The sequence below is a fragment of the Flavobacterium sp. NLM genome, assembly GCF_002210235.1.
Classification (GTDB): Bacteria; Bacteroidota; Bacteroidia; order Flavobacteriales; family Flavobacteriaceae; genus Flavobacterium; species Flavobacterium panici.
The window spans coordinates 260,849-287,126 of record NZ_LIAC01000015.1 but is presented as its reverse complement, the minus strand read 5'-3'; the positions used below and the strand labels follow the sequence as shown (position 1 = coordinate 287,126).

Genomic DNA, 26,278 nt, shown 5'->3' with positions numbered 1-26,278 from the left:
CTTTATCGGTTATTAATTTGTTTGTTTGTTTTATAAATGACAATTCGTTTAATCGTTTAAGTAAATTTAAACAATTAAACGAATTGAAAGTTAATTTTTATTAGGCATCGATATTTGCGTAAACTGCATTTTTCTCGATAAATTCTCTACGTGGCGGAACTTCGTCTCCCATTAACATAGAAAATACTCTATCTGCCTCTGCAAGACTATCAATAGTAACCTGGCGTAATGTTCTGAAGTTTGGATCCATTGTAGTTTCCCACAATTGCTCTGCGTTCATCTCTCCAAGACCTTTATAACGTTGGATAGCTGCACTTCCTCCCATTCTGTCATTTGCCTGATCACGCTGAACATCGTTCCATGCATATTCTTTTTTGTTTCCTTTTTTAACTAAGTATAAAGGTGGTGCTGCAATATAAACGTGACCTTCTTCAATAAGTTCTTTCATGAAACGGAAGAAGAACGTTAATATTAAGGTAGAAATGTGACTACCATCGACATCGGCATCACACATGATGATTACTTTATGATATCTTAGTTTTTCAAGATTTAATGCTTTGCTGTCTTCTGCAGTTCCTACAGTAACTCCTAAAGCGGTAAATATGTTTCTAATCTCTTCGTTTTCAAATACTTTATGGTGCATCGCTTTCTCGACATTCAAAATCTTACCACGTAATGGTAAAATCGCCTGAAAGTTACGGTCACGACCTTGTTTTGCTGTTCCACCAGCCGAATCTCCCTCGACAAGGTAAACCTCACATCTTGCAGGATCCTGCTCAGAACAATCTGAAAGTTTTCCTGGCAATCCACCGCCGCCCATAACGGTTTTACGCTGTACCATTTCACGTGCTTTTTTCGCTGCGTGACGTGCCTGAGCTGCTAAAATTACTTTTTGAATAATGATTCGGGCATCATTTGGATTTTCCTCCAAATAATTCTCTAACATTTCTCCAACTGCCTGAGATACCGGAGAAACTACTTCTCTGTTTCCAAGTTTTGTTTTTGTTTGTCCTTCGAATTGAGGTTCAGCAACTTTTACCGAAATAATAGCTGTTAATCCTTCACGGAAGTCATCTCCCGCAATTTCGAATTTCAATTTATCTAACATTCCAGATGCATCTGCATATTTTTTAAGGGTTCTTGTTAAACCACTTCTAAAACCTTGTAAATGCGTTCCTCCTTCGTGTGTATTAATATTATTTACATAAGAGAAAATATTCTCTGTGTAACTTGTATTATAGATTAAGGCAACCTCAACCGGAATTTCACCTTTTTCGTGATCCATGCTGATTACGTGAGAGATAATTGGCTCACGGTTTCCATCTAAATAACGAATGTATTCTTTAAGACCTTCGTCTGAATGAAAAACTTCGCTTTTAAATTCGCCTTTTTCATCTACTTCTCTTTTATCCGTAAAAGTAATTGTGATTCCTTTGTTTAAGAAAGAAAGCTCACGCATACGTGCTGATAAGGTATCATAAGAGAACTCTGTAGTTTGTGTAAAGATTGTATTATCAGGATAAAAAGTCTGACGTGTACCTCTTTTATCTGTTTCCCCGATTTGTTTTACCGGATATAATGATTTTCCTCTTTCGTATTCCTGCTCATAGATTTTTCCATCTCTAAAAACAGTCGATTTCATATGAACCGAAAGTGCGTTTACTACAGAAACCCCAACACCGTGAAGTCCTCCGGAAACTTTATAAGAATCTTTATCAAATTTACCTCCGGCACCAATTTTAGTCATTACAACCTCAAGTGCAGAAACTCCTTCTTTTTTATGTAAATCAACTGGAATACCACGTCCGTTATCCTCAACTGTAATAGAACCATCTTCATTAATTGCAACACCAATAGTATCACAATGTCCCCCCATCGCCTCATCAATAGAGTTATCAACAACTTCATAAACCAAATGATGCAGTCCTCGAACTCCTACATCTCCAATATACATGGATGGACGCATTCTTACGTGCTCCATTCCTTCTAATGCCTGAATACTATCTGCTGAATAATTGTTCTTCTTGATCTCTTCGCTCATATAATTTATTCTAAAAAATGTATTTACTGTCTAACACGCAAATATATAAAAACGCAAGGTATATACCCATAAAATTCCGACTTAAAGCACTTAAGTTATTAACACAATTGTCTTAAAAACCAAAAAATAAACCTAAAAGGCAAGTTTAAATTCCAATTTTCATAAATTCGAAATTCTAAAAATAGGAATAACATAAAAAATCAACTCTTTTGAAATTCCAATTTTTTTTAAATTCCAAATTCCAAACTTTACCAGCTGCATAAAAAAAACCGAAATAACATTATAAAATGTATTTCGGTTTTATGAATTCAAATTCCTTTAAGTTGGAATTTGGATTTTCTCAATTTTGGAATTTCCTTTTTTATTGTTTCTTATTAAAATCACCAGCGTAAACTGAAGTCATTTTATCTAAAGTCAGGTATTTTTTCAATACTTTATTTACTTCATCCACTTTTAAAGCTTTTACTTTAGTTTCAAGCTGATCATAATCATCAAGAGCTATTCCGTATTGTAAATAAGTATTTACTAGCTCCATTAAGGTATTGTCTACCCCTAATCTTGTTTTTCTTTCATTTTGCCAGCTCACCAAATTTGATTTTAATTCTTCGGCTGTAAATCCGTCTTTTAAAGCTTTTGCAATTTCCTCTTTTGCAGCTGTTTCAACAGCATTCTTTTTCGTAGGGTTTAAGAAAGCATAATAAGTCCAGGCTGCCGCATCATTGGTAATTGGCACATCAATAAAAGAGCCCGCACCGTAACTAATACCTTCTTTTTCTCTTAATCTCATCGGAATTCTGGCGCTTAAAAAACCACCGCTTCCTAAAATTTCATTTGCCATAACAAATGCCGGATAATCTGGATTTTTTCTATCCATTTTAAAACTGATTCTGCCTAGTGCCACAGCATTTTCTTTATCTGGCGTAATAATATCTTTATCTAATTTTTGTGTTTCAAAATAAGCTGGCTGAGCAAGTTCGTATTTTGATTTAGAATTCCATTTTCCAAATGTATTTTCTAAAATCTCTCCTGTAGTTTTTGCATCTAAATCTCCTACCACACTTCCTATTCCATTATTTCCACCTAAAAAATTGGTATAGAAATCAACAATTTCAGCTTGTTTAATCTTTTTAAATGCATCAATTTGTTCCTGAATAGTTGGGGTATAAAAAATACTTCCTTTTGGATATTTAGTAGTTATTCTCGAAATTTCTGTAAAAGCAACAGCCTGCGGATCATTTAAACTAGACTCTAAATACGTATTATATTCGCTGATTGTTTTAGTTAATTCATTTTCAGGGAAAGTCGAATTAGATAGTAAATCTGCTAAAATTCCCATTACTTCTTTAAAATGTTCCTTATACGTATTAACACTAACCGATAATGTTTGTCTAGAAAAATTAAAATTAATTGATGATTTCAATTGATCTAATTTATCCTGAATTTGCTCTTTTGTCTGCGTTTTAGTTCCTGTTTTTAGTAATTGAGCCAAGATTCCGGCAATATCACTTTTACCCGTTAAATCTTTTTCATTGCTAACCGGAAACTTAAAACTTGCCTGAACTTTTCCGCCTTTAATCTCTTTTTTGATTAATCCGTATTTTATACCATTTGTCAATTTTCCTTCAACAAAATTCTGTTTTAAATTTTTAATGGATGCTTCAAACGGCGCCGCTTCTTTCTCTAAAGCTTTTCCTTTATAATCTTTAGTAAGTGCCAATAATTGTTCATCAGTATATTCATTTGGCTTAACCCTTACCTCATCTTTAGAAGGAATAAATACGCCGACTGTTCTATTATTTGGTCTAAAATATTTCTCAGCAACTCTTTGAATATCTTCTTTTGTTAATTTCTCAACAGCATCTCTGTATAAATAACCAAGTCTGTAATCGCCTGCGCCAATAATTTCGGTTAGGTTAATGGCATACGAAATCGTATTGTTTTTTACTGATTCTATTTGCTTGATAATTTTTGCCTTTGCTCTGCTTACATCCTGATCTGTGTATTTTGTAGTAGTTATTTTATCGAGCTCGCTTCTTACAATATCTTTTGTTGCATATACATCTTTATCATTAGGAACTGCAACTCCAAAATAGATAAAACTTGCGTCTCTTACCGATGGCTGCCAAAAATAAACATTGGATGCTTTTTGTGTTTCGACTAATGCTTTATATAAATAACCTGATGGATCTGCAGTTAAGATTTCTCCTAAAGCATCAATTGCTGCATAATCTTTATCAGCATAAGATACCGTATGATATAAAGCGCCAACATTTTTGCTGTCACCGGCTCTTTTAAGCTCTACATATTTTTCACCATCCTGAGCAGGTTCTATAGTATACGTTTTATCTAAAACTCTTTTTGGTCTTGGAATTGCTCCAAAATACTGTCCAACATATTGCAATGCTTTTTGTTCATCAAATTTACCTGCAATGATCAAAGTTGAATTGTCTGGCTGATAGTATTTTTCATAAAAAACGCGAAGTGTATTTGCTTTTACCCTTTCAATATCTTCTTTACTTCCAATGGTGCTGTTTCCGTAATTATGCCACACGTAAGCCGAAGAAAGAATTCTCTCTTGTAAAACGCCGTCAGGATTATTTTCTCCTATTTCAAACTCATTTCTAACTACAGAAAATTCTTTATCCAAATCAGTTTGTAAAATGGTAGAGTTAATCATTCTGTCAGCCTCCATTTCGATACTCCATTTCAGGTTTTCATCGCTTGACGGGAATATTTCATAATAGTTGGTTCTGTCCAACCAAGTGGTTCCATTGGCGTTTCCGCCTTTGTCTGAGAGCATCTTTTTAATATCTCCTAAATTCTTAGTGCTTTTAAAAAGCATATGCTCTAATAAATGCGCCATTCCTTTTTCGCCATAACCTTCATTTCTGGAACCAACATTGTAAACAATATTGACTACCATATTACTTTGAGAAGCATCTGGAATTAAAAGGACTTTTAATCCATTATTTAAAGAATATTCTTTGACACCTTCGACATTTGTGATATACTTGGGTGCCTCTGTTTTTTGTGCGTAAACTGAGCCCAATGAAACTAATGAGCAGCATAAAATTCCACTTAGTAATAAGTTCTTCATAAATTGTGTTTAAGGGTTATTTAATTGTTCGTGGTAACCAAATATAGTATTTTTCTGAAATACGTTTTATTCTTATTAACTTACTTTTAGCAATTTACGGGAAACCACAAAAAAAAGCCGAAACTACATCATGAATGCATTTCGGCTTTTTATATTTTAGTTCCAAATTGAAATTCAGAATTTGGAATTTGGATTTTTTTTATTGAAATTTTCTATATTAAACAGCAACTCCAGATTTTACACTTTCAAAATTTCCCTGTAAGTGGGCTGCATTTGCTCTTCCGCTTGGATCAAGGTTTTCCTGCCATTTCGGAATCCATTTACGAACAGTTTGCGCTGCACTAACCTGCGGATAATATTTATGGAAAATAGATCTGTAATAATACGCTTCTTTTGTTGTTGGCGTATTATATGGAAATTCTGCACTTGCACCCGCCAATTGTTCGTCTGTAACTTGTGTAGCACAATATTCAATTAATTCATCAACCCAGTTATATCCCACTCCGTCTGAAAACTGTTCTTTTTGTCTCCATAAAACTTCTTTTGGTAAATAAGGATCATTTGGAGTATCAAAAGCTTTTCTTAAAATGTATTTTTCAATTCCTTCATACGTTTTAGGCTGTTTTTCCTCGGTTTTAATTCGAATAGTAACGTCTAAAAAATCTGTATCTAAAAACGGAATTCTGGCTTCAATTCCGTTTGCCATAGTAGTTTTATCAACACGAAGTAAATCGGCCGTAAATAACTTCTGAACTCTTTCTATAGTCTCATCCTGAAATTCTTCTGTAGAAGGCGCATTTCTAAAATACAAATGCCCGCCGAAAATTTCATCGGCACCTTCACCAGAAAGAATCACTTTTACTCCTTTATCAATTATCGCTTTTGATAACAAATACATTGGAACTCCTGAACGAACCGAAATAATATCGTAAGTTTCAATATGCGAGATCACTTTTTCTAATATCGCAACACCTTCTTCAACTGTAAAATGTACTTCATGATGATCTGTTCCTAAAAATTCAGCTGCTTTTCTTGCCGAAACATTATCCGGAGCATCAGCATCTAATCCGATAGAAAAAGATGGTAATTTTTTACCGCTGTCTTTTAATAATCTGGAAGCTATTGATGAAATTAAAGAAGTATCTAAACCTCCAGATAATACAACTCCAACCGGAACTTCACTCATTAATCGTTTGCGGGTTGCTTCAATTAATGATTCACGAATTAAATCTAAATCAAGTGGCTGAGTAGCATTTTTATGATCTTCGTATTCTGGGTGGTAATATTTTACAAAACCGCTTTTTGCTGTATAATAATGTCCCGGAGGAAAAGTCGAAAATGATTTACATTGATCTGCAATTGATTTCATTTCTGAAGAAAAATAAATCCTTCCTCTTTCATCTAAACCATAATACAAAGGTTTAACTCCAATTGGATCTCTTCCTGCAATATATTTATCTCCGTCGATTATTACGAAAGCAAAATCTCCGTCTAGTTTATTACAAAAATCATATCCAAATTCTTCGTACAAATGCACAATTACTTCTGAGTCAGAATTTGTTCTAAAAGTATGATCTTTTAAAACGGTATTTTTTAATTCCTGATAATTATAAATTTCCCCGTCGTGAACCATCCAGGCTTTATCTGTTCCCTGAATAGGCTGTTTCCCCGATTTTAAATCGATAATAGAAAGACTTTCATGACAAAGTATACTGCCATTTTCCATAATGTGCAAATCGCTTTCATCAGGGCCGCGATGCGACATTCTTTCAGAAAGTGCTTTTACAAGCTGCGGGTCTTTTCCTTTACCAATAACGGCCAATAATCCAGACATACTATTCTATTTTTTTATTTTTATTCTACTGTTTCAAACTTAAAATAAGCCGAACATTAAAAAATCATTAAAATTTCCTGTTGAAAGCAAAACTAAATATTATTTTTTGCTTTCTTACATTTTCAGTATTAAAATCTTAGGTATTTAACTTTTTTGGGGAATGCCAAATATAAAAAAAGTAAGTTAAATAATTGCCGAAATATTTTTATAAAGAACTGAAATATAGAATTTAACAATTTTAGACAAGAAAGACGTTCTTAAAGTAAGAACGTCTTTCTGCAATATATATACTAATTCTAATAATTAAACGTGTTTATGCTTTAACATAGGCATCGTCGTGAACGCTTGCCACAGCTCTACCTGAAGGATCGTTCATGTTTTTAAATGCTTCATCCCACTCTAAAGCGATTTTTGTACTACAAGCTACACTTGCTTCCTGAGGAACGCATAATGCTGCTGCATCGCTTGGGAAATGTTCTGTAAAAATAGAACGATAGTAATACTCTTCTTTTGAAGTTGGTGTTTGTAACGGAAATTTAAATCTTGCGTTTGCCAATTGTTCATCTGAAACTTCTCTTGCTACCACTTCCTTCAAAGTATCAATCCAGCTGTATCCTACTCCATCAGAAAATTGTTCTTTTTGTCTCCATGCAACACTTTCAGGAAGCATATCTTCAAAAGCTTTACGAACAACCCATTTTTCCATTGGGTGTTCTTTGTTGATCATTTTATCTTGTGGGTTGATGCGCATTGCAACATCCATAAATTCTTTGTCTAAGAAAGGAACACGACCTTCAATTCCCCACGCTGCTAAACTTTTGTTGGCACGTAAACAATCGTACATATGAAGCTTACTTAATTTACGAACGTTTTCTTCGTGAAATTCTCTTGCGTTTGGCGCTTTGTGGAAATATAAATATCCTCCAAATAACTCATCTGCACCTTCACCTGAAAGCACCATTTTGATTCCCATTGATTTGATAACTCTTGCCATTAACCACATTGGAGTCGAAGCTCTTACTGTAGTTACATCATAAGTTTCCAAGTTGTAAATTACATCACGAACAGCATCTAAACCTTCTTGGATTGTAAATTTAATTTCGTGGTGAATAGTTCCAATATGATCTGCTACTTTTCTTGCCGCTGCTAAATCTGGCGAACCTTCTAAACCAACTGAAAAAGAGTGTAATTGCGGATACCAGGCATCTGTTGTATCATCTGACTCAATACGTTTTTGTGCAAATTTTTTGGCTACAGCCGAAGTAATAGATGAATCTAAACCTCCAGAAAGTAAAACTCCGTAAGGAACATCACTCATTAATTGTCTGTGAACCGCTGCTTCAAGCGCTTTTTTGATTTCAGGAATACTTGTTTCGTTGTCTTTAACCGCATCATAATCAACCCAGTCTCTTTTGTACCATTGTACAAATTCACCGTCTTTGCTTGATAAATAATGTCCCGGAGGAAATAATTCGATTTTTGTACAATATCCTTCTAAAGCTTTTAACTCAGAAGCTACATAGAAAGTTCCGTGTTGATCCCAACCAATGTACAATGGAATAATTCCCATATGGTCACGAGCTACGAAATACTCATCTTTATCAACATCATAAATTGCAAATCCGAAGATTCCGTTTAATTCATCAACAAAACTTACTCCTTTTTCTCTGTATAATGCTAAGATAACTTCGCAGTCACTTTCTGTTTGAAAGTTATATTTTCCTTCGAATTGTTTACGTAAATCTCTGTGATTGTAAATTTCACCATTTGCAGCCAAAACCAATTTTTTATCTTCTGTAAATAAAGGTTGTTTTCCTGAAGCTGGATCTACAATTGCCAAACGTTCATGAGAAAGAATCGCTTTATCATTGCTGTAAATTCCGCTCCAGTCCGGTCCACGGTGACGAATGATTTTAGACATTTCTAATACTTGAGGTCTTAACGCTTCGGCTTTTTGCTTTAGATCAAAGGCACATACAATTCCACACATAATTTTATATTTTTAACTTTTAAATTTTATTTTGATAGGGCAAAGATGAAGTATTAGTTATAATTGAAAAACACAAATAGTTATTTCAGTTACAAATTATAACCATAAATTTATTTTTACATATAAAATGTAAAATTTAAGCATTAAAAAAAGCCCTAAACTTATAATTTTCAATTTTGAAGGTAAAACACGAGTAAAATATAAGGTTTCGGAGAAATTATTGAATTAAATTTTGAGATATTTCAAAATCGTTAAAGATATTTCAAACCACGAACAAATTCTTGAATAGAAATATGATTTTTCACAATATTGTCATTTCGAGGAACGAGAAATCTTCGTAAGAAGCTCTACAAAGATTGACAACGTTATTATTCATATGTAGTCCCTACGGGACAATCTCAACTTATCGTTATTTTTTTCTACCGATATTTAATCTCTACGAGATATGCTCCTTTAGGAGCTAAATATCGGTAGAAAGCAGAATAATTAAATGGTAAAAATTGTCCCGTAGGGACTAAACCTAAAACAATAAATTACAAAACACTTTCAATCGTATAATGCGTCTTATTAATCTCAAACTGAAAACCAGCCTTATTTCCCATTAAATGATTTCCTAAAGGCGATTGCGGAGAAAGCGCAATAACATTTATTCCGTCAATTGCGATTTTTGGAAGCGCCACACTTACGTATAAATAAATTCCATTTGCTTTTACCAAACTGCCGGAAATAATGTTTTCTGTATTTTTAGAAGAATCAATTTTATCTAAAATTGCTTTTTGAGCAATAGATTCTTTCAATTTATTGGTTAGTTTTTCCTGTTCGATATGCATCATTGATAAAGCCGTTTCATGCTTATCGCCCGCCGAACCTTTGGCATCATTTTTAGAATCTTCTGTCAATCCCGAAATCATGTCTTTAAAAACATCAATTCGATCTTGAACCATTTGTAAATAATGAGAATGTATTTTTTGTTTGAAAGTCATTTTTTTAAAGGTACTGAGGTTCTGAGGTACAAAGGTGCGAAGGTTTTTCTGCTGTCGCAAAAAAATAGCCACGAATTCACGAATTTACTCCAAAAAATTCACGAACTCATGGCTAAAAAAAAGGCACTTTTTATACTTTATATAATCTTTGTCCCTTAGTGTCTTTGCATCAAATCTTCTTAAAAATCGAATTTATAATTTCCTCCCACTAAAACCTGGAAGCCTTGAACAGGATAATTAAGCCATCTTTCGTAAGCTTGGTTTCCGATATTATTTAATTTTAAGAAGAAAGTCAAACGCTCATTATATTTATATCCTAAATGCGCATTGGCATCAAAATAACTTTTTAAAGTCGTAATTACAGGATCAGTTCCAAAAGTCAGATTGGTCTGCATATCTTTACGTTCTCCAACATAAAACACATTTAAACCTGCGTACCATTGTTCTGTAATATTTACATCAAGATTTGAGCTTAATTTCATTGAAGGTAAATTCCACGCTTCTAAACCATCTGTTTTATAACTGTTGAAAGTTCCGTTTATTCCAAAAGAAACATTCTTAGAAAAATCAGCTTTTAATTCTCCATAGAAACGAAAAGTTCTAACATCATCATAAATTACACTAAACGAGTTTCCAAAACCATAATTCTGGTTCGAAAAATCTTCTGTATAATCGTTGCTTTTAAACAAGGCTTTATCTTTTTCATTCAAATAAGAACCTGTTACATTATAACTCACATTATTAGCCAGTTTTCCTTTTAAACCTGCAAAAACGGTGTATTGATTACTGGTTGGTCTCATATTTAAAGTTGGAGACAAAAACGGATTTTCGGTTACAAAATCAGCATATGAATTTTGATTTAAACTTCCGTTTACTCCGGTATAGAAAATCATCAAATCACCAACCAATTTGTATGAAGCATTTACTTTTGGATAAATATAAAATTTATTTCCGCTGTTTTCAGAGTCCAAAGCATAAAACAAACCAGCACCTAATTCTAATGTCCAGTCGTTTTCATTAACTACAAAACTTGGTTCAATTCCGAAATTTGTCAAACTGTATTTTAAAGGTTCAACATTATCCCAAGCATAATTATGTTCGAAAGAACCGCTAACATGATCTACAATAATATTAGTGTTAATTGCCTGATCCATAACATCCACTTTAAAAGTCGGTTTTAGATAAAAACGATTTTCTGAAGAAGAAAAACTATCCGAAAAGTTCGTAAATCTAGTTGAAATTTTGCTAAAAATACCTTCCGTAAATTCGGCATTTCCGCCTATAGAAATTGTGTTGTAAGAATGATTCGGATTAATTCCTCTAATCAAATCTTCCTGAGTTCCAGGCGCCAAAGTCATTCCGAAATCAGCCGGTAAACCATACCAGTTATAAACTTGATTTTGATAACCTAAATCAACGCCCCAAGATACATCACGATCTTTTACACCGTAACCAATATTTAAACCTGTATCGTAAAATTCATCGTTTAGATTTACATCTTTAATTCCGCCCTGAGAAGAATGATGACGCAGCATTCCCGCTAAATAATCATTGTTCCCTAAATCCTGAGTTACGAATAATTCAGCATTTAGCGTTCCGTAATTTCCGACTCCAAGTGTTGCATAATTATTAAACAATCTTTCTTTTTTAGATTTATCCACAGCTTGTGCATTTCCTTTTGACGGCGTAAAAGTCGAAGCCACAGGAACAGACAAAATACTATATTTAATAGTTTCTTTTGGCTGATTTCCCGCATCGTCCAGCGAAGGTGTTTCTTTCACTTTAAAAGCGTCAGATATTGTTGGCGAATAAGGTTTTACTACGTTTACCGTTTCAGTTCCAATGCTTTCATTTTTCTTAACCTGCGAAAACGAAAGCTGGCAGACCAATAATACTAGTAAAACGATGATTTTATTTCGGCACTTAATTTTCATATTTATTTCTTTTAAGAGTATAGAGAAAAGAGTATAGAAAATAGACTTACACTATTTCTTAATTCTTAAGCTCAATCTCTTTGTTCAGTTTCTATATTCTAAAATCTATATTCTTTGTTCTTTGTTCTTTGTTCTTTGTTCTTTGTTCTTTATTCTATTTTCTCGACCTAAGCTTCCCACTCTCCTTTAGCAACAAACTGAGCTTTTCCTCCAATATTAATATCAAACTGATTCTCAACTAATTTCCCTTTGAAGAAAATCTGAGACGGACGCCCGATATAATCTCCCTGATAATTCGTTAATTCAAATTCAGGTTTATGGTATTTTAGCAGAAAAGCTTCCAGACATGTACTTGCACTTCCTGTTGCGGCATCTTCTACCAATTGATTGTGTTCAATACACAACATTCGGCTGAATAGTTTTGAACCTTCCAGATAATAAAAATACAATCCTCTATGATCTGTTTTACAATGATTTCTCATCCATTGATCTGCCTTGTCTTTATCTAAAACCAAGTTCTCTAAAGCTCTTTTACTGCTTAATCCAACCATTACAAATGCGCTTCCGGTTGTAACTTCCTGAATTGGAAATTGATTTTCAAAATCTTCTTTTTTCAGATTACTGAATAATGTAAAATCTTCTTTGGAGAAAATATCCCAAAATTTTGGCTGTGCTGCTTTTAGCCAGATCAAATCTTCTGACTGCTGAATCTGAATAGGTCCAATCGGAACATTCAATGTTATACTTTCAGGCGAATTATCAAATATTTTATTGATCAAAACCCACGAAGTTCCAATTATGGGATGTCCTGCAAACTGCATTTCCTGGGCCGGTGTAAATATTCTTATTTCTGCTTTATTGTTTTCTCTGTCCAGTTTGGTTATAAATGTGCTTTCCGCAAAATTAATCTCGCGCGCCATTTGCTGCATTTCTTCTGAACTTAAATTCTCAGCTTCTAAAAAAACTGCCAATTGATTTCCGGCATATTTTTTATCAGCAAAAACATCAACTATATAAAAAGGTAAACTCATTGTTCTTATTTTTTTTGAGAAAATAGATTAAAGAATATAGAGAATAGACTTCGAATCTTTGCTTTCAATCTATTTTCTATTCTCTATATTCTATACTCTTTTATTCTTATTTATTAATCGACGAATTCGTTTTTGATTCTTCCGCCTTAATCTCACTTAATTCTTTTTTCGCTTCTTCAACAACATCCGGATAATCTGTAAAATTGTTGATTACGTTATCCAGAATATAAGTTGCCTGATAACTGTCTTTTAATCCGTAGAAGTTTTTCGCCATTAAAACCAAACCTTTTGCTCCGTAATATTTGTATGCTGAATAGCTTTTTGCCAGTTTTTGAACTGCTGCATTCGACGCATCAAATTTTCCTTCTTTGGTTTTAAAATAAGCATCATAATACAATGCCTCTGCTGCTAATTCTCCTTTTGAAGTTGTAGACAGTTTTGCATACGCTGCTTTTGCTTTATCTTCATCTCCGGTTTGAATTGCCGCGCGTGCTACAATAATCTGCGCATCGGCTTTTACGTTTGCATCTGCTTTTGGATTCGCTAAAACTTTATCTGCTGCAATAACCGAATTGTCATAATCCTTTTTGTCATAATAACATTTCATCAGGTTTGCCTGTGCAAAGTTTTTGTTTTGCGGATAATCGGCTTCACTTTCTAAACGAACTAAAACCGGAATCGCTTTATCACAATCTTTCGCTTTTAAATAAATCTGAGCCAGTCGGTTTAACGCTTGTTCTGTAAATTCGTTTCTTGGCTGGTCAATTACATATTGATAATTCTGAGTTGATTTTGTTTCAGAACCTTCCGCATAATATAATTGCGCTAAATTGAAATTAGCTTCTAAAGCATGCAATCCCGAAGGAAATTTGCTCACATAACCTGCAAATCCTGTAATCGCTGCTTTACTGTTGTTTTGACTGTATTGCTTGTTAGCTGCGTCGTAAGTATCGTTATCTAATTCCGCATCTGTAACCGAAACGAAATCTAAAGTTCTAACCCAGGTTGCGTATTCATCCACTTTTCCTGAATCAACATAAATTAATCTTGCTGTCGAAACGGCTTCAAGTGCTTCCGGCGTTTTTGGGAATTCGGCCGCCACTTTTTTGAATTTTGCCAATGCTTGTTCATCACGATCTGAATTGTAATAAATCAAACCTTGTTTCAAAATAGATTTTGAAGTAAAAGACCCGTTTTTGTATTCAGAAATCAACTGATCGTAGGTTTTAATCGCCAAATCATTCTTTTTATCCGCCACATATGTATTTCCTAATTCGAATAAAGCATCATCGCGATATTCTGATTTTTTATACATTTTTAGGAAGTTATTCAGTTCGTTGATTTTCTGATCATTTTTAGACATAAAACCATACGAAAGTGCTTTTTGAAATTGAGCATAATCAGCATCAACGCTTTTTGCATCCATTGCTTTTCCATAAGCTTCGTTTGCCTGTACATATTTAGAATTCACAAAACGAGAATCTCCTAAACGTAAATACGAATCATTTAAACGTACTTTATCCGAAGGAGAATTATCGATCTGCGCCTGAAACGAGTTCGCCGCCTGATCGTATTCTTTCAGCTTAAAATAAGTATAACCAATATTATAATTGATGTTTTTATATTCGTCTGTAGATTTTGCGGCAGCAAGTCCGGCAAATTGTTTGTATGTCAATAATGCATTCTGAAAATCATCTGAGACATATTCTGTTTCTGCTTTCCAGAAAGTTGCACGAGCCGTAAATTCAGGTGTTTTTTGTTCGCTTATCGCACTTTTAAACATTTTTCCGGCTTCCGTATAATTCGATTCGTTGAACAATTCAACTCCTCTGTAAAAAAGTACTTTTTGGTATGCCGCTTTATTTTCGGCGCTTCTGTTTTTTTCTAATAAAGCCAAAGCTTCTTTGTAGTTTTTAGTCGAAATATAAGAGTCAACTAAAAGTTTTTCTACTTCTGCCCTGTTTGAATTGTTTGGATATTTCTTTAAGAAATCAAATAAAATTCCCGGAACAGTTTGGTAAGCGTTACCGATATCATAACTTACTTTGGCATAATTTAAAGCTGCATCTTCCTGAATTTGTGCATTAAAATCCATTTCTGAAGCATTTTTAAACGCGTTCAAAGCTTCTTGTTTTTTACCTGTATTTAAATAACTTAGACCTAAATGATAATAAGCATTTTGAGCTACGAAATCTTTTCCTTCAATAATTTTATTGAACTGAGAAATGGCTTTTTCATAATTTTTCTGCTCGTAATAAGCGTAACCCAATTGGTAGAAATCCGTATTATTCCATTTTCCTTTTTTACCTGCATATTGCTCTAAATACGGAATCGCTTTTTCGTATTGTTTTAAATTGAAATAACTTTCTCCAATGATTTTATTCAGCTCCGATTTTTCCATTTCATTTGATTTCGCCATTGCTTTTTGGCCCAAATCAATTGCTTTTTGGAAATTTCCAAGTTTAAAATTCATATCGGCCTGATAATACGAAAGCTTTTCTTTGTATTTTTCTTCGCCCGAAACCTCATCAAAATATTTTGTTGCTTCTTTATAATCGTCGCCTTCATACGCCATAAATCCTAAATAGTATTTGGCTTGCGAACCAAATTCTGGAGAATTTACGACTTTATTAAAATATGTTGTAGCTTCTTTTTTCTTTTTAGCAGTAAAATAGCTGTATCCTTTCTGGAAATTAAATTTATCCGATTCTGATTTACTCATGTAACCTTCGTCAACTTTGTCAAACCATTGTAAAGCTTTTGGATAATTTCCTTGTTCGAAGAAATATTGCGCTACTTCAATATAAGCCTGATTTTGTTTGGTACTTGTTGGATAATCCTCAACGAATTTTTCCATCAAAGCATCTGCATTAGGCTGATTGGTTCTAATGGCGCAATTGGCGATATAATAAGCGCAGTCTGATTTTACCTCTTCTGTTTGTGCAGTATTATTTTTTACATACTCAAAAATATGTTGTGCCGAAGCGTATTGTTTGTCGTTATATAAAGCCTGTGCTTTGTCAAAATCCTTTAAATCGTAAGTATAAATAGCTGATTTTTGTGCCGAAACTATGGTCGAAGTAAGGATAATTTGGAATAAAAAGAACCAGGAAAGTCTATGCATTTTAGTTATATTTAGTATTCAAATTTATCATTTTATACCGTTTATAACGAAACGTTTCTTGAATTTATTATGAACAAACATGGAATAACAAACATTTTAGAGACATTATAAAAAATTAAAATGAATCCTATAAGTTATATAAGTAATTATAAGCTAGTACCTTTTAACAGATTAACTAAAATGAACTTATATAACTTACATGGTTTAAATTTTCATTCCTTTTTCTACAAATTTTCTTAAGAAATGATTGAAATTTATTTTGAATACATACGTTATCTTATTACTTTTACCATTCAAATCAATTTTATTATGTCAGAAACCGTACTATCTCTTAAAGAAGTCACTATATATCAAGAAGGAAGAAAAATTTTATCTCATATTAACTTAGATGTTCAGCATGGAGAGTTCATCTACATCATTGGGAAAACAGGTTCCGGAAAAAGCAGCTTTTTAAAAACTTTGTACGCAGATTTACCTTTAACTGAAGGTGAAGCTCATATTGTTGACTTTGATTTGGCAACTTTAAAAGAAAAAGATATTCCGTATTTAAGACGTAAAATCGGGATTGTTTTCCAAGACTTTAAATTACTTCCAGACCGTTCTGTTCAGGACAATATGCTTTTTGTTCTTAAAGCAACCGGGTGGACTGAAAAAGAAGCGATGGAATACAAAATCGATGAAGTTTTGGATAAAGTTGGAATGAAAGATTTCCTTAATAAAATGCCTCACCAGCTTTCTGGCGGTGAACAGCAGCGTGTTGCAATTGCAAGAGCTTTACTTAACGATCCTGAGTTTATCCTTGCCGATGAACCTACAGGAAATCTTGATCCGCAGACAAGTTCTGAGGTTTTAGAAGTATTAAAAAACATCAACGCACTTGGTAAAACCGTTATCATGGCAACTCATGATTATGCTTTGTTGATGAAATTCCCTTCTAAAACATTAAAATGTGAAGATGAAAGAATCTTCGAAGTGGTACAAAGAAGCGTATAAATCTTAAACTTTTTTTAGAATTAAAATATCCTGATAATCAAACAAGTCATTAACCGCTCTGTTTGACCAGGTTCCGTATATCTTATTTTCTAATTCTAACTGGCTTGTTTGAATCATTTCAAAAAGTAATTCTTCTTTAAAAGCAATATTTGCCGAAGGAACTTTTTCATTCATTAATCTGTAATTTTCTTTTTGGTAAGGAAAACAGAATCCTTTATTTTCTTTTGAAATGTATTCTTCATTTTGATCGTCGTAAAGAAAGAAAGTCGAAAGACATTTTCCATCGGTTTTTAAAACTCTGTAAATTTCATTTAAATAGTTCTGAACTTCCTTTGGCTGCATATGAGTAAAAACCGAAAATAAAAAAACGGTATCAAAAGAATTGTCCTCGTAAGGAAATTTAAAATTCTCTGCCTTTTGATTGGTTAGATTGTATAAATCATTGTTTAAGGAAATGTGCTGAAAATTAAAATTAGAGAAATCTTTGCTGATGTTTTTTTGACACCAGTCAATTCCTTTTTTTACAACATCAAAACCTTCATATTTTCCTTTTGTTGACAAATACTGCGTTAAGGGTACCGCAGCGCGGCCAATTCCGCAGCCAACATCTAATAAAGAATAATCAGGCTGCAGCGATGTGTATTCTTTTAAAAGTTCTAAATGATGTTTTCCTTGTAACAAGAAATCGCCGGCACCAATAAAGATGTCTCCTTTTTTAGGCTCATATTTGTTTTTCTTTTTATTTAAAGAGTTCCAAAAATCAGCAGGGAAATAATAAATCTTACGAACAAGAAATCTTGACTTTGGAGAAATAGCATAATAAAGAGACCTTAAATTCATTTTTGATTTATTATTTTAATAAAAAACATTTCCTTTACAAATATATTTTAAAAAAGAGAATAAATGCTTTCTATTTTAATTCCGGTTTATAATTACAATGTGTTTTCGCTTGTTTTAAAACTTAAGCGACAAGCAGATAATTTAGGAATTATATATGAAATTTTGGCACAAGACGATCTTAGCCAAAAATTCAACAATGAAAACGCACAGATTAATACATTGGAGAATTGTATTTTTTCTATTAATCCAGAAAATTTAGGCAGAGGAAGAAATATTAATTTACTATGTTCCAAATCAAAATATAATTATATCCTGATTATGGAAGCTGATGCTTTGCCAGAAAACGAATCTTACCTTAAAAATTATATCGAATTATTATCAAAAAAACCTAAAGTAATTTTTGGCGGTGTTAAATATCCTGATGCTATTCCTTCTAAAGAAAAAATACTTCGATGGAAATATGGTATACAAAGAGAAACTAAATCTCTAAATCAAAGACTTCAAAACCATTATAATTTTGTATTTACGTGGAATTTGCTTCTAAAAAAAGAAATTCTTTTACAATTTCCATTTCCAGAATTTATACGTGATTATGGATATGAAGATTTAATTTTTATAGAAAATTTACGTTTAAATTCAGTTCCGGTTATTCACATAGAAAATTTCTTAATTCATTACAATAATGAAGATAGTATCAATTTTATAGAAAAAACTGAAAGAGCTGTTAGAAACTTATACAACTTAATTCAACTTCATAAAATTGATCCAAAAGGCATTAAATTAACTAAAGCTTACGTACTTTTAAAAAAGCTGCATCTTATTGGGTTTATAAAAGCAATTTATAAAATAACAAAAAATAAAGTCCTTGCTAATTTAACTTCGGAAAATCCGAATTTATATCTATTAGATTTTTATAAATTATGCTATTATTGTCATTTAAAAAAATAATCGAGTATGGCACTTTTTTCAGTTGTTATCCCTTTATATAATAAAGCTAATCATATTGAAAACACCATAAAAAGTGTTCTTAATCAAACTTTTACTGATTATGAAATTATTATAATCAATGATGGTTCTACGGATAATATTGAAGTTTTTGCACTTGATTTTAATGATAAAAGAATTCAGATTTACAATCAAAAAAATCAAGGCGTTTCTACTGCCCGAAATCTTGGTATAGAAAAATCAAAAGGTGAGCTTATTGCATTTCTGGATGCTGATGATTATTGGTTTCCTGATCATTTACAGGAATTAGCTCATTTATATCATGATTTCCCAAATTGCGGTATATATTGTTCTCGCCATAAAATCAGAATTTCTAAAAATCACCTTCAAATTCCCTCTTACAATGGAATAAATAATTCTTTCAGAGGAATTGTAACTGATTATTTTTTTTCAAACAGACCTTTTAGAATTACCTGGACTTCTTCCTTAGCAATACCCAAGGAAATAATAGAAAAAAATGGAGGCTTTACGCCAGAAGTAACAAATGGTCAGGATTTAGAATTATGGACTAAAATTGGTATAAAATATCCTGTTGCCATAACAAATAAAATAACGGCTGTTTATAATTATAATATTCCAAACAGTCTGGCTAAAAATCATGTAAACTCAATGAAATTAATGGATTTTGAGCAATTCAAACTTTCTGAAAAGGAAAATCCTTCCCTTAAAAATTTTCTTGATTTATATAGAATTGAATATGGCTTGCGCTATTATATTTTTGGAAATAAAGATAAAATGAATTTTTACCTCAAAGATGTAGACCAACAAAATATCAGCTTAAAGATTCGGTTTTTAATGAAAATGCCTTCTGTTTTTTTACGTTTCTTTTTAAGACTAAAAAATGCTTTAAAAAAAATCGGATTTAATTTTTCTATTTACGATTAGAATATTTTACAAATTCATCAAAATCTCTAATGTAATCGTCTTCAATATAAACTTCTGAAGCAACCACCAAACAAATTGAACCTGATGAAAAGTTTCGAAGTTCTCTCCAAATTCCGGAATTGATTAATAAACCTTCATACGGCTTGTTTAAAGTAATAATCTGCTCTTGTTTTCCATCATTTAAAACAACATCAAAACTACCGCTTAAAGCAACCAAAAACTGCTGAAGATCTTTATGTGCATGTCCGCCTCGTTCTGATCCGGTTGGCACATCATATAAATAATAAACTCTTTTTATTTCAAAAGGAACTGTGTCATTTTCTATTACAGAGAGATTCCCTCTTCGTTCTTCAATTTTAGGAATTGAGATAATTTGTATTCCTTTATTTTTAATTTCCATATTCCGTTCTTTCAAATTTTTCATGTCCCTTTTTTGCACTTTTCAGAACTCTTTTAATATTGTTCCATTTTATTTTTTTCTGTTTTAAATCAAAAAACAATTTAATGAATAGCCAAAAAATATGTTTCTTTTTGAAAATCCTGGAAAATAATGCGCCATGAATATAATATCTTTCGGCTATATCTTTTTTATTTGAGGACGTTTGACTCTCATGTTTTACTATTATTTCAGGATAAAATGAAAGTTGTTGTTGTTTCTCTTTTAAATCGAATAAAAAAACAGCTTCTTCACCCATTTCAAAAATTCCTCCTAATCCAAAATTTTCATCAAATTGAATCTTGGCTTCATCAATAATTGATTTATTGAGTGTCATTTCTATTGAACTTGTATTAAGGATATCAAAAGTATTCAAATTACTTTTAGGATAAGAAGGATATTTTTTAATTAAATTTTCATTTGAATTTATGGCTGAAAAATTTATTACAGCAGCTTCTGGGAATTTATGATAAGCATTAATTATTTTATTTATAAATCCTTCCTGATAAACAATGTCATCATCAGCAATGACAAGAATTTTTCCAACAGCATTTTCAAGAGCTAAATTTCTGCTTTTTGCCAAACCTTTTTCAAATGAGTTTATGACTCTTATATTAGAATAACTAGAAGTTAAAATTTTCTCGTTTTGGGTTTGATTTACTATTAAGATTTGAAAAGTAGAAAAATGAGAATACGGAAACATTGGAACTAAAAAATCCAATGAATCCTGGTTCATTGTAGAAATTAAAATTTCAATGTCATTTATGTTATAATTTACTTTCAAAAGTTTTTTGGCTTAAACAAATGTAAATTTTTTTTTCCCTTAAATACAAAATGCAATTCTGTTTTGTTTTTAAATTGTTTTACATTTACTTTTTTCTTTAACTAATAGGGTTTATGCGCATTTTACTGATTGGAGAATATAGCCTTTTACATAATTCTTTAAAGAAAGGATTAGCAGAACTAGAACATGAGGTTATTTTGATAGGAAATAGTAATGGTTATAGATGTTACCCTGTTGATTACGATTATGAAGCAAAGTTTTTTAAAAAAGAAATATTTGCTATACCCCGAAAAATTTTATACAAGCTGTTCAAATTTGATTTGGTTAATTTAGAATATGGCATTCGTTTTTATCTATTCCTTTCTAGATTAAAAGATTTTGATATTGTGCAATTTGTCAATGAATCTTCCATAAAAACAACAACAAGGTTTGAGCTTTATTTGATAAAAAAAATAGTAAAAAATAATAAGTCTGCTTTTTTAGTATCATGCGGACTAGATTATATGACTCTCAAATTTTACACTGAGAACAAAGAATACAAGTCTATCTATCAACCTTTTATAGAAAGCCCGTCTAAAGAATTTAACTGGTTTTACTATTATTTTAAAAAAGGACATGTCAAAATTCACAAGTATATCATGAGCAATTTTAATGGATTAATCCCTACTGATTTTGATTATCTAGATGCTGTAAAAAATTATCCTATTTTTTCTGGTTTTATTCCTTATCCAATAGATTTAAGCAAATTAACTTTTAAGGAATTAATAATTAAGGATAAAATAATTATTTTTTTAGGCATCAACAAATACAGCTATAATCAAAAGGGAATTTCTTATTTTGAAAAAGCGTTAAAGCTTATAGAAGAAAAATATCTAGACAAAGTAGAAATTATAATTACAAATACAGTTCCTTATCCTGTTTATATTGATTTATACAATAAAGCTCATATTCTTTTAGATCAAGCTTTTAGCAGAGATCAGGGTTATAATGCACTCGAAGCAATGGCAAAAGGAAAAGTCGTATTCACCGGTGCTGAAAATGATTTTACAGAATATTATCAAATCACCGAAAGAGTTTGTGTAAATGCTCTTCCTGATGTTGATTATTTGGTTAAGGAATTATCTTTTTTAATTGAAAATCCAAATGAAATAATAGCAATAGGAAAACGAGCAAGAGCTTTTGTAGAAAAAGAGCATAATTATTTAAAGATTGCTGAAAAATATTTAAAAACATGGAAGGAAAATTTAACTTAGATTTTTATCTTTCTTCACCTTCAAAAACATCTTCCAAATTTCATTTAACTCCTCTAACTTCATTAGCCAGGAAATAACTAAGTATATTACTGGTCCAAATATGACTCCAAAAAATAATTGCAGTACAAGATTATCTATAAAACAAGTCATCATAAATACTAAAACTGCCATTCCTATCGCTGCGAAACAAAAAGGCATCATATCTTTTAATTGATTCATTGCTCCATAACCATAAAATTTGCCAGGTAAATAGGCATTTAACACAAAAAACACAGCTGATGTAACAACGTGTCCTATTACAATAGATTTTACGCCAAGAGGAATTGTTATTATCATAGCCAGCAATGTTAATGGCAGTTTAGACAAATCTACCTTTAAAAATAAATCTGAGCGTCCCACTGCATTTAATAAATTCAAATTGAGTGAGCTCATTGGAAGAAAAACACGCGAAAAAACCATCCATTGCAAAAGCGGAATTAAGGAAATCCATTTTTCTGTAAGTAATAATATAACGATTGGTTTTGCTAATAAAGCAATAAGGGTCATAATTGGAATAACAAGAAAGGCCGACATACGAATCATTCTACTAAAAATAGAGATTAATTTCTCCTTATCATGCTGTACCGAAGCAAGGATAGGAAATGTACTTTGCTGTAAAACACTAACAATTGTGCCCGCAGATATATCTGCAAAACTTTTAGCTCTTGTATAATACCCTAATGCAGTGCTGGAATAAAATTTCCCTAAGCAGATATTATAAATATTATTTAATAATTGAGCATATAGACCTGCTAGTAACAGCTTTGAACCATAACCAAATAAAGATCTAAACGATCTTTTTGAAAAAGCAATTGAAGGCCTCCAATTACTTACAAACCATAAATAAACTGAAGAAGCTAAAGAACTTACCAACATTTGAATTACTAACGCCCATACTCCAAATTCATTTATAGCTGCTATTATACCGCATAATCCACCTATAAACATTCCTATCACATTACTTTTTGCTATAGATTTGAAATCAATTGCAATTGTTAATTTGGTTCTTTGAACTATTACGAAAGCATTTAAAAACAAACTTAAACTCAAAATTCTAGTTAAATCTATTAAACGCGGCTGATTAAAAAAGAAGGAAATATAAGGTGCTGAAAAAAATAAAATCAGATAAAAAAAGCTGCTTACAATTAAATTGAATACGAACAGGGTAGAAAAATCAATCTCTGACCTAGACTGACGTTGAATCAAACCTGTACCTAGTCCACTTTCAATAAAAGTTTGTGATAAGGCAATAAAAATGTATATCATTCCTATTAATCCAAAATCTTCCGGCAGTAAAATTCGGGCAAGCACAATCCCCACAACAAACTGCCCTATTTGAACAGCAAATTTATCAACTGCTGACCAAAAAATTCCTTTTGTCGCTACTGATTTTACAGAAGTATTGTGCATTATAAAAATTAAAATTTATTTCTAATTTGACTCTCTAAATAGTCTAATATGTTTTCAGATGCAGTGGGTTTGTTTTTTGGAATTAGGCTGTTTTGCACAAAATTATTACGTTCTTCTTCCATCGAGTCGTTTTCATTCAGCACAACATTTTCAATAAAATCTATCAATTGTTTTTTATTTCGGGATTGATAATGCGCTGCTATTGCTTTTTCCCCAAAAGCATTCCAATGTTCCATAACCGATTCATTCCTAACCATAAAAAGTGCTGGTTTTCCTGTAACAAGATATTCTGCCATAAAGGAACCACAATCATGAATTAATGCATCTGATGTTAAAAATAGATCTGTATATTCCCCGTTTTCGCACTGACCATTTGAAAGATTCTTCCATTTATTATAATAGATATCTGTTCTTTCTTTGCCCCAATACTCTTGCTCTAACTTAATTCTTAATAAATGATGTGGTTTAAACGCGATTTGTATTTTATCACTGTACTTATCAGCCAATTCTAAAAAGAAATCATAATACTCTAAAAAATTTGCCACTTTATTCCAATCTGATATGGCATGATGTGGTGCCCAAATAATCTTTTTCAGATTAGAATTTGTGTTTTTCCAAACAGCATGATTTGGATTTTTATTGATTAATAAGCGATCGAATCCCGGATAACCCGTCAAAACATTATTTCTTCCTTTATTCTTTTGTTTTTGCAATGCTATTTGATTGTGAATTGGAGTCTCAGAAAAAATTTTCCAAACAAGATTGTGAAACTTTAAGTTATAGACAAAATCATAATTAACCGTCATAATAGCATAAGGCACATAGCAGGTTAACGTATTTGAAAACTCCTTTATATAATATCTATAATCTACTAAACCTTCATAAGGATTAGTAAAAAAAATAATATCCGGAGCAAAAGTATTATTAACATCTAAATATTCTCCCGTTACATTATCATAGGTTTTAATAACACTATATCCTTTATTTTTAAATGCTTCAAAAGATTTATTCATTTCGAAAAGCATGTTTTCCTGTCCAAAGTTCACAACAGGACAAATAAATATTGCAGGTTCAAATTTGGGATCTTTCAGCATTAAATCGAATAAAACATCATACTTCCAAACAGACTCATGAATTAAAAAAAAAGCCACTTTTATTTTTTCTTTTTTTCTTAGAATTTCCAGGGCTTTTTGATGTTTTTTAGGTGCGTTTTTAATTTTATACCAATCATGCAACGCTCGCAATTTTGTAAAATTATAAACTTTTATAAGTGAAATCCATATTGTTTGCGGAACGATTTTTTTAAGAGTTAATTTTAAACTTGTCATTTTATATCGTTGTCGATTTCTTCATCTCATTTAAGCGTATTGCTAATACATTATTTTAAAAAAAAATATTTTCTTTTTGGATATTACAAAAGGTTCGTTTTTAAAATTTAATTTTTAAATGTAATTGCTTTATGAATTTTACTTGATTTTGATATTTATCTTTTTAGTCTTAGTACCTTATTCAAAACAAATGTATTTAAAAAAAACGTACTCTGCATAAGATCTTTACTCCAAAAGAAACTTTAAAATTATTTAATACAGAACCAATTTAATTTCGGCAAGAAGTCACTAAAATCCAGACCTTTTGGCAGATTTATATCTTACAAAAAACAAAATTGCGCAAAGTCAGAGACAATTGCGCAATTTTCATTTGAAAACTTTAAGGAACATATTTATATTCCTTTTATAGCTTCTAACTAAATCATTGTATTTCAGTATAAATAAATTTTGAAATAAAGCTATACTGTTTGTTTTTATTAATATAACTTATTAGCAATCCTTTTTGATTATAAAAATATTCTATTGTGTTATCTTCCGACACCTCTTTTATTAATTGCTTTTGTTGATTGTAAAGATATAATGTTTCAAAATTCACATTAGATATATAAGAACTGCTTTCTATTTGATTTAACTCATTTTCTATTTTTTCTATCTCTGTTGAGGTTTTAAGAATATTTAATTGCTCTTTTGATATGCTGAATAATTTTCTTGATATTTTTGAATTCTTGATATTTTTAGAATAAGTAATGTTTGTTATATACAAATTAGCGTAATGATTCAAGTCAGTTGTATTATGAAAATCAATTTCTATTTTTTTTAATTCTTTTCCATTACTTAAATCATTATAAATTAATTCTAAACCTATTCTTTCATTTTTATCATTAGTTTTTATTTTGAAAATTATATTCTTTTTGTCAAAATATACATATTCGACTGAAATTGAATCAAAATCAACTCTAGATATCCTTACAATTTTATCCTCTTTATAAAAATAATATTGCTTTAAGTCTTTAGAATCAGAATGCGATGCAACCACACCATTTGGACTGAAAACACTAACAACATGCCCTTTATTATCAAATCTGGTTTCCGATTTCAACATTAATCCTATTGGTTTTTTATAATAATTAGGATTTGTTTTTGGTATAACTAAATATTGAGAAACCTTAGTTATTTTTTCTCTTTCAATAATATCTCTCGGAAAATCCATTTGAGCAAATAATTTAAAGCTCAAAAATATCAATATAAAAGTTGTTTTTATAGTTTTCATT

At 31.4% G+C, this 26,278-nt stretch carries 18 protein-coding genes; 4 read left to right on the top strand and 14 right to left on the bottom strand.

Annotated features, from left to right (window positions below):
• Nucleotides 1–100: 100 nt before the first annotated feature.
• The 8 genes from gyrB to APR43_RS19035 all read right to left on the bottom strand — a co-directional run bounded on the left by gyrB (nt 101) and on the right by APR43_RS19035 (nt 16,034).
• The gene (gene gyrB / locus APR43_RS19070; RefSeq protein WP_053470984.1) at nt 101–2,041 is read right to left on the bottom strand and encodes a DNA topoisomerase (ATP-hydrolyzing) subunit B; all 1,941 of its coding nucleotides are present in this window, start codon (nt 2,039–2,041) and stop codon (nt 101–103) included.
• 361 nt (nt 2,042–2,402) lie between these two features.
• Nucleotides 2,403–5,138, bottom strand: a complete 2,736-nt coding sequence (locus tag APR43_RS19065; RefSeq protein ID WP_053470985.1) for a M16 family metallopeptidase — start codon at nt 5,136–5,138, stop codon at nt 2,403–2,405.
• 217 nt (nt 5,139–5,355) lie between these two features.
• A complete protein-coding gene (gene asnB, locus APR43_RS19060) occupies nt 5,356–6,972 on the bottom strand; it encodes an asparagine synthase B (protein WP_053470986.1) in 1,617 nt (538 codons plus the stop codon).
• A gap of 313 nt (nt 6,973–7,285) precedes the next feature.
• Entirely contained in the window at nt 7,286–8,962 is a 1,677-nt protein-coding gene (asnB, locus tag APR43_RS19055; protein WP_053470987.1) for an asparagine synthase B, read from the bottom strand.
• Nucleotides 8,963–9,495: 533 nt separating this feature from the next.
• Nucleotides 9,496–9,945, bottom strand: a complete 450-nt coding sequence (locus APR43_RS19050) for a hypothetical protein (protein WP_053470988.1) — start codon at nt 9,943–9,945, stop codon at nt 9,496–9,498.
• Nucleotides 9,946–10,124: 179 nt separating this feature from the next.
• Nucleotides 10,125–11,879, bottom strand: coding sequence for a TonB-dependent receptor (locus APR43_RS19045; protein ID WP_053470990.1), 1,755 nt, complete (start codon nt 11,877–11,879; stop codon nt 10,125–10,127).
• 167 nt (nt 11,880–12,046) lie between these two features.
• A complete protein-coding gene (locus tag APR43_RS19040; protein ID WP_053470991.1) occupies nt 12,047–12,910 on the bottom strand; it encodes a PhzF family phenazine biosynthesis protein in 864 nt (287 codons plus the stop codon).
• A gap of 106 nt (nt 12,911–13,016) precedes the next feature.
• Nucleotides 13,017–16,034: a tetratricopeptide repeat protein gene (locus APR43_RS19035; RefSeq protein WP_053470992.1), complete on the bottom strand. Its 3,018-nt coding sequence runs from the start codon at nt 16,032–16,034 to the stop codon at nt 13,017–13,019.
• Nucleotides 16,035–16,343: 309 nt separating this feature from the next.
• On the opposite strand from APR43_RS19035, the gene APR43_RS19030 reads away from it, so the two are divergent.
• Nucleotides 16,344–17,027, top strand: coding sequence for a cell division ATP-binding protein FtsE (locus tag APR43_RS19030; protein WP_053471180.1), 684 nt, complete (start codon nt 16,344–16,346; stop codon nt 17,025–17,027).
• Nucleotides 17,028–17,030: 3 nt separating this feature from the next.
• Here the strand turns inward: APR43_RS19030 and APR43_RS19025 are convergent, their stop codons facing one another.
• The gene (locus APR43_RS19025) at nt 17,031–17,867 is read right to left on the bottom strand and encodes a class I SAM-dependent methyltransferase (RefSeq protein WP_053470993.1); all 837 of its coding nucleotides are present in this window, start codon (nt 17,865–17,867) and stop codon (nt 17,031–17,033) included.
• Between the two features lie 63 nt (nt 17,868–17,930).
• Here APR43_RS19025 and APR43_RS19020 point away from each other — a divergent pair, with 63 nt between their 5' ends.
• Together APR43_RS19020 and APR43_RS19015 are read left to right on the top strand one after the other, a co-directional pair.
• Entirely contained in the window at nt 17,931–18,815 is an 885-nt protein-coding gene (locus APR43_RS19020; protein ID WP_053470994.1) for a glycosyltransferase, read from the top strand.
• Between the two features lie 6 nt (nt 18,816–18,821).
• On the top strand, nt 18,822–19,757 hold the full coding sequence (locus APR43_RS19015; protein WP_053470995.1) for a glycosyltransferase family 2 protein: 936 nt from the start codon (nt 18,822–18,824) through the stop codon (nt 19,755–19,757).
• On the opposite strand, the gene APR43_RS19010 is transcribed toward APR43_RS19015, so the two are convergent.
• Together APR43_RS19010 and APR43_RS19005 are read right to left on the bottom strand one after the other, a co-directional pair.
• Entirely contained in the window at nt 19,744–20,157 is a 414-nt protein-coding gene (locus APR43_RS19010) for a sugar 3,4-ketoisomerase (protein ID WP_053470996.1), read from the bottom strand. The genes APR43_RS19015 and APR43_RS19010 overlap by 14 nt on opposite strands.
• Nucleotides 20,147–20,977: a glycosyltransferase family 2 protein gene (locus APR43_RS19005; RefSeq protein ID WP_053470997.1), complete on the bottom strand. Its 831-nt coding sequence runs from the start codon at nt 20,975–20,977 to the stop codon at nt 20,147–20,149. Before APR43_RS19005 ends, APR43_RS19010 begins: the two co-directional genes overlap by 11 nt.
• A 113-nt stretch (nt 20,978–21,090) precedes the next feature.
• Here APR43_RS19005 and APR43_RS19000 point away from each other — a divergent pair, with 113 nt between their 5' ends.
• A complete protein-coding gene (locus tag APR43_RS19000; RefSeq protein ID WP_053470998.1) occupies nt 21,091–22,230 on the top strand; it encodes a glycosyltransferase in 1,140 nt (379 codons plus the stop codon).
• On the opposite strand, the gene APR43_RS18995 is transcribed toward APR43_RS19000, so the two are convergent.
• The 3 genes from APR43_RS18995 to APR43_RS18985 form a co-directional block, all read right to left on the bottom strand.
• Nucleotides 22,222–23,679 (bottom strand): lipopolysaccharide biosynthesis protein, encoded by a 1,458-nt coding sequence (locus APR43_RS18995; RefSeq protein WP_053470999.1) that lies wholly within the window; start codon nt 23,677–23,679, stop codon nt 22,222–22,224. The two genes, APR43_RS19000 and APR43_RS18995, sit on opposite strands and share 9 nt — an antisense overlap.
• An 8-nt stretch (nt 23,680–23,687) precedes the next feature.
• Nucleotides 23,688–25,007, bottom strand: a complete 1,320-nt coding sequence (locus APR43_RS18990) for a CDP-glycerol glycerophosphotransferase family protein (protein ID WP_053471000.1) — start codon at nt 25,005–25,007, stop codon at nt 23,688–23,690.
• Nucleotides 25,008–25,428: 421 nt separating this feature from the next.
• Nucleotides 25,429–26,277: a hypothetical protein gene (locus APR43_RS18985; protein WP_123924616.1), complete on the bottom strand. Its 849-nt coding sequence runs from the start codon at nt 26,275–26,277 to the stop codon at nt 25,429–25,431.
• Nucleotide 26,278: the final 1 nt, after the last annotated feature.

What these genes read in the sequence shown, in the direction of transcription:
- gyrB (WP_053470984.1), bottom strand. Translation starts at nt 2,041, where the DNA reads ATGAGCGAAGAGATCAAGAAGAACAATTATTCAGCAGATAGTATTCAG.
- APR43_RS19065 (WP_053470985.1), bottom strand. Translation starts at nt 5,138, where the DNA reads ATGAAGAACTTATTACTAAGTGGAATTTTATGCTGCTCATTAGTTTCA.
- asnB (WP_053470986.1), bottom strand. Translation starts at nt 6,972, where the DNA reads ATGTCTGGATTATTGGCCGTTATTGGTAAAGGAAAAGACCCGCAGCTT.
- asnB (WP_053470987.1), bottom strand. Translation starts at nt 8,962, where the DNA reads ATGTGTGGAATTGTATGTGCCTTTGATCTAAAGCAAAAAGCCGAAGCG.
- APR43_RS19050 (WP_053470988.1), bottom strand. Translation starts at nt 9,945, where the DNA reads ATGACTTTCAAACAAAAAATACATTCTCATTATTTACAAATGGTTCAA.
- APR43_RS19045 (WP_053470990.1), bottom strand. Translation starts at nt 11,879, where the DNA reads ATGAAAATTAAGTGCCGAAATAAAATCATCGTTTTACTAGTATTATTG.
- APR43_RS19040 (WP_053470991.1), bottom strand. Translation starts at nt 12,910, where the DNA reads ATGAGTTTACCTTTTTATATAGTTGATGTTTTTGCTGATAAAAAATAT.
- APR43_RS19035 (WP_053470992.1), bottom strand. Translation starts at nt 16,034, where the DNA reads ATGCATAGACTTTCCTGGTTCTTTTTATTCCAAATTATCCTTACTTCG.
- APR43_RS19030 (WP_053471180.1), top strand. Translation starts at nt 16,344, where the DNA reads ATGTCAGAAACCGTACTATCTCTTAAAGAAGTCACTATATATCAAGAA.
- APR43_RS19025 (WP_053470993.1), bottom strand. Translation starts at nt 17,867, where the DNA reads ATGAATTTAAGGTCTCTTTATTATGCTATTTCTCCAAAGTCAAGATTT.
- APR43_RS19020 (WP_053470994.1), top strand. Translation starts at nt 17,931, where the DNA reads ATGCTTTCTATTTTAATTCCGGTTTATAATTACAATGTGTTTTCGCTT.
- APR43_RS19015 (WP_053470995.1), top strand. Translation starts at nt 18,822, where the DNA reads ATGGCACTTTTTTCAGTTGTTATCCCTTTATATAATAAAGCTAATCAT.
- APR43_RS19010 (WP_053470996.1), bottom strand. Translation starts at nt 20,157, where the DNA reads ATGGAAATTAAAAATAAAGGAATACAAATTATCTCAATTCCTAAAATT.
- APR43_RS19000 (WP_053470998.1), top strand. Translation starts at nt 21,091, where the DNA reads ATGCGCATTTTACTGATTGGAGAATATAGCCTTTTACATAATTCTTTA.
- APR43_RS18995 (WP_053470999.1), bottom strand. Translation starts at nt 23,679, where the DNA reads ATGCACAATACTTCTGTAAAATCAGTAGCGACAAAAGGAATTTTTTGG.
- APR43_RS18990 (WP_053471000.1), bottom strand. Translation starts at nt 25,007, where the DNA reads ATGACAAGTTTAAAATTAACTCTTAAAAAAATCGTTCCGCAAACAATA.
- APR43_RS18985 (WP_123924616.1), bottom strand. Translation starts at nt 26,277, where the DNA reads ATGAAAACTATAAAAACAACTTTTATATTGATATTTTTGAGCTTTAAA.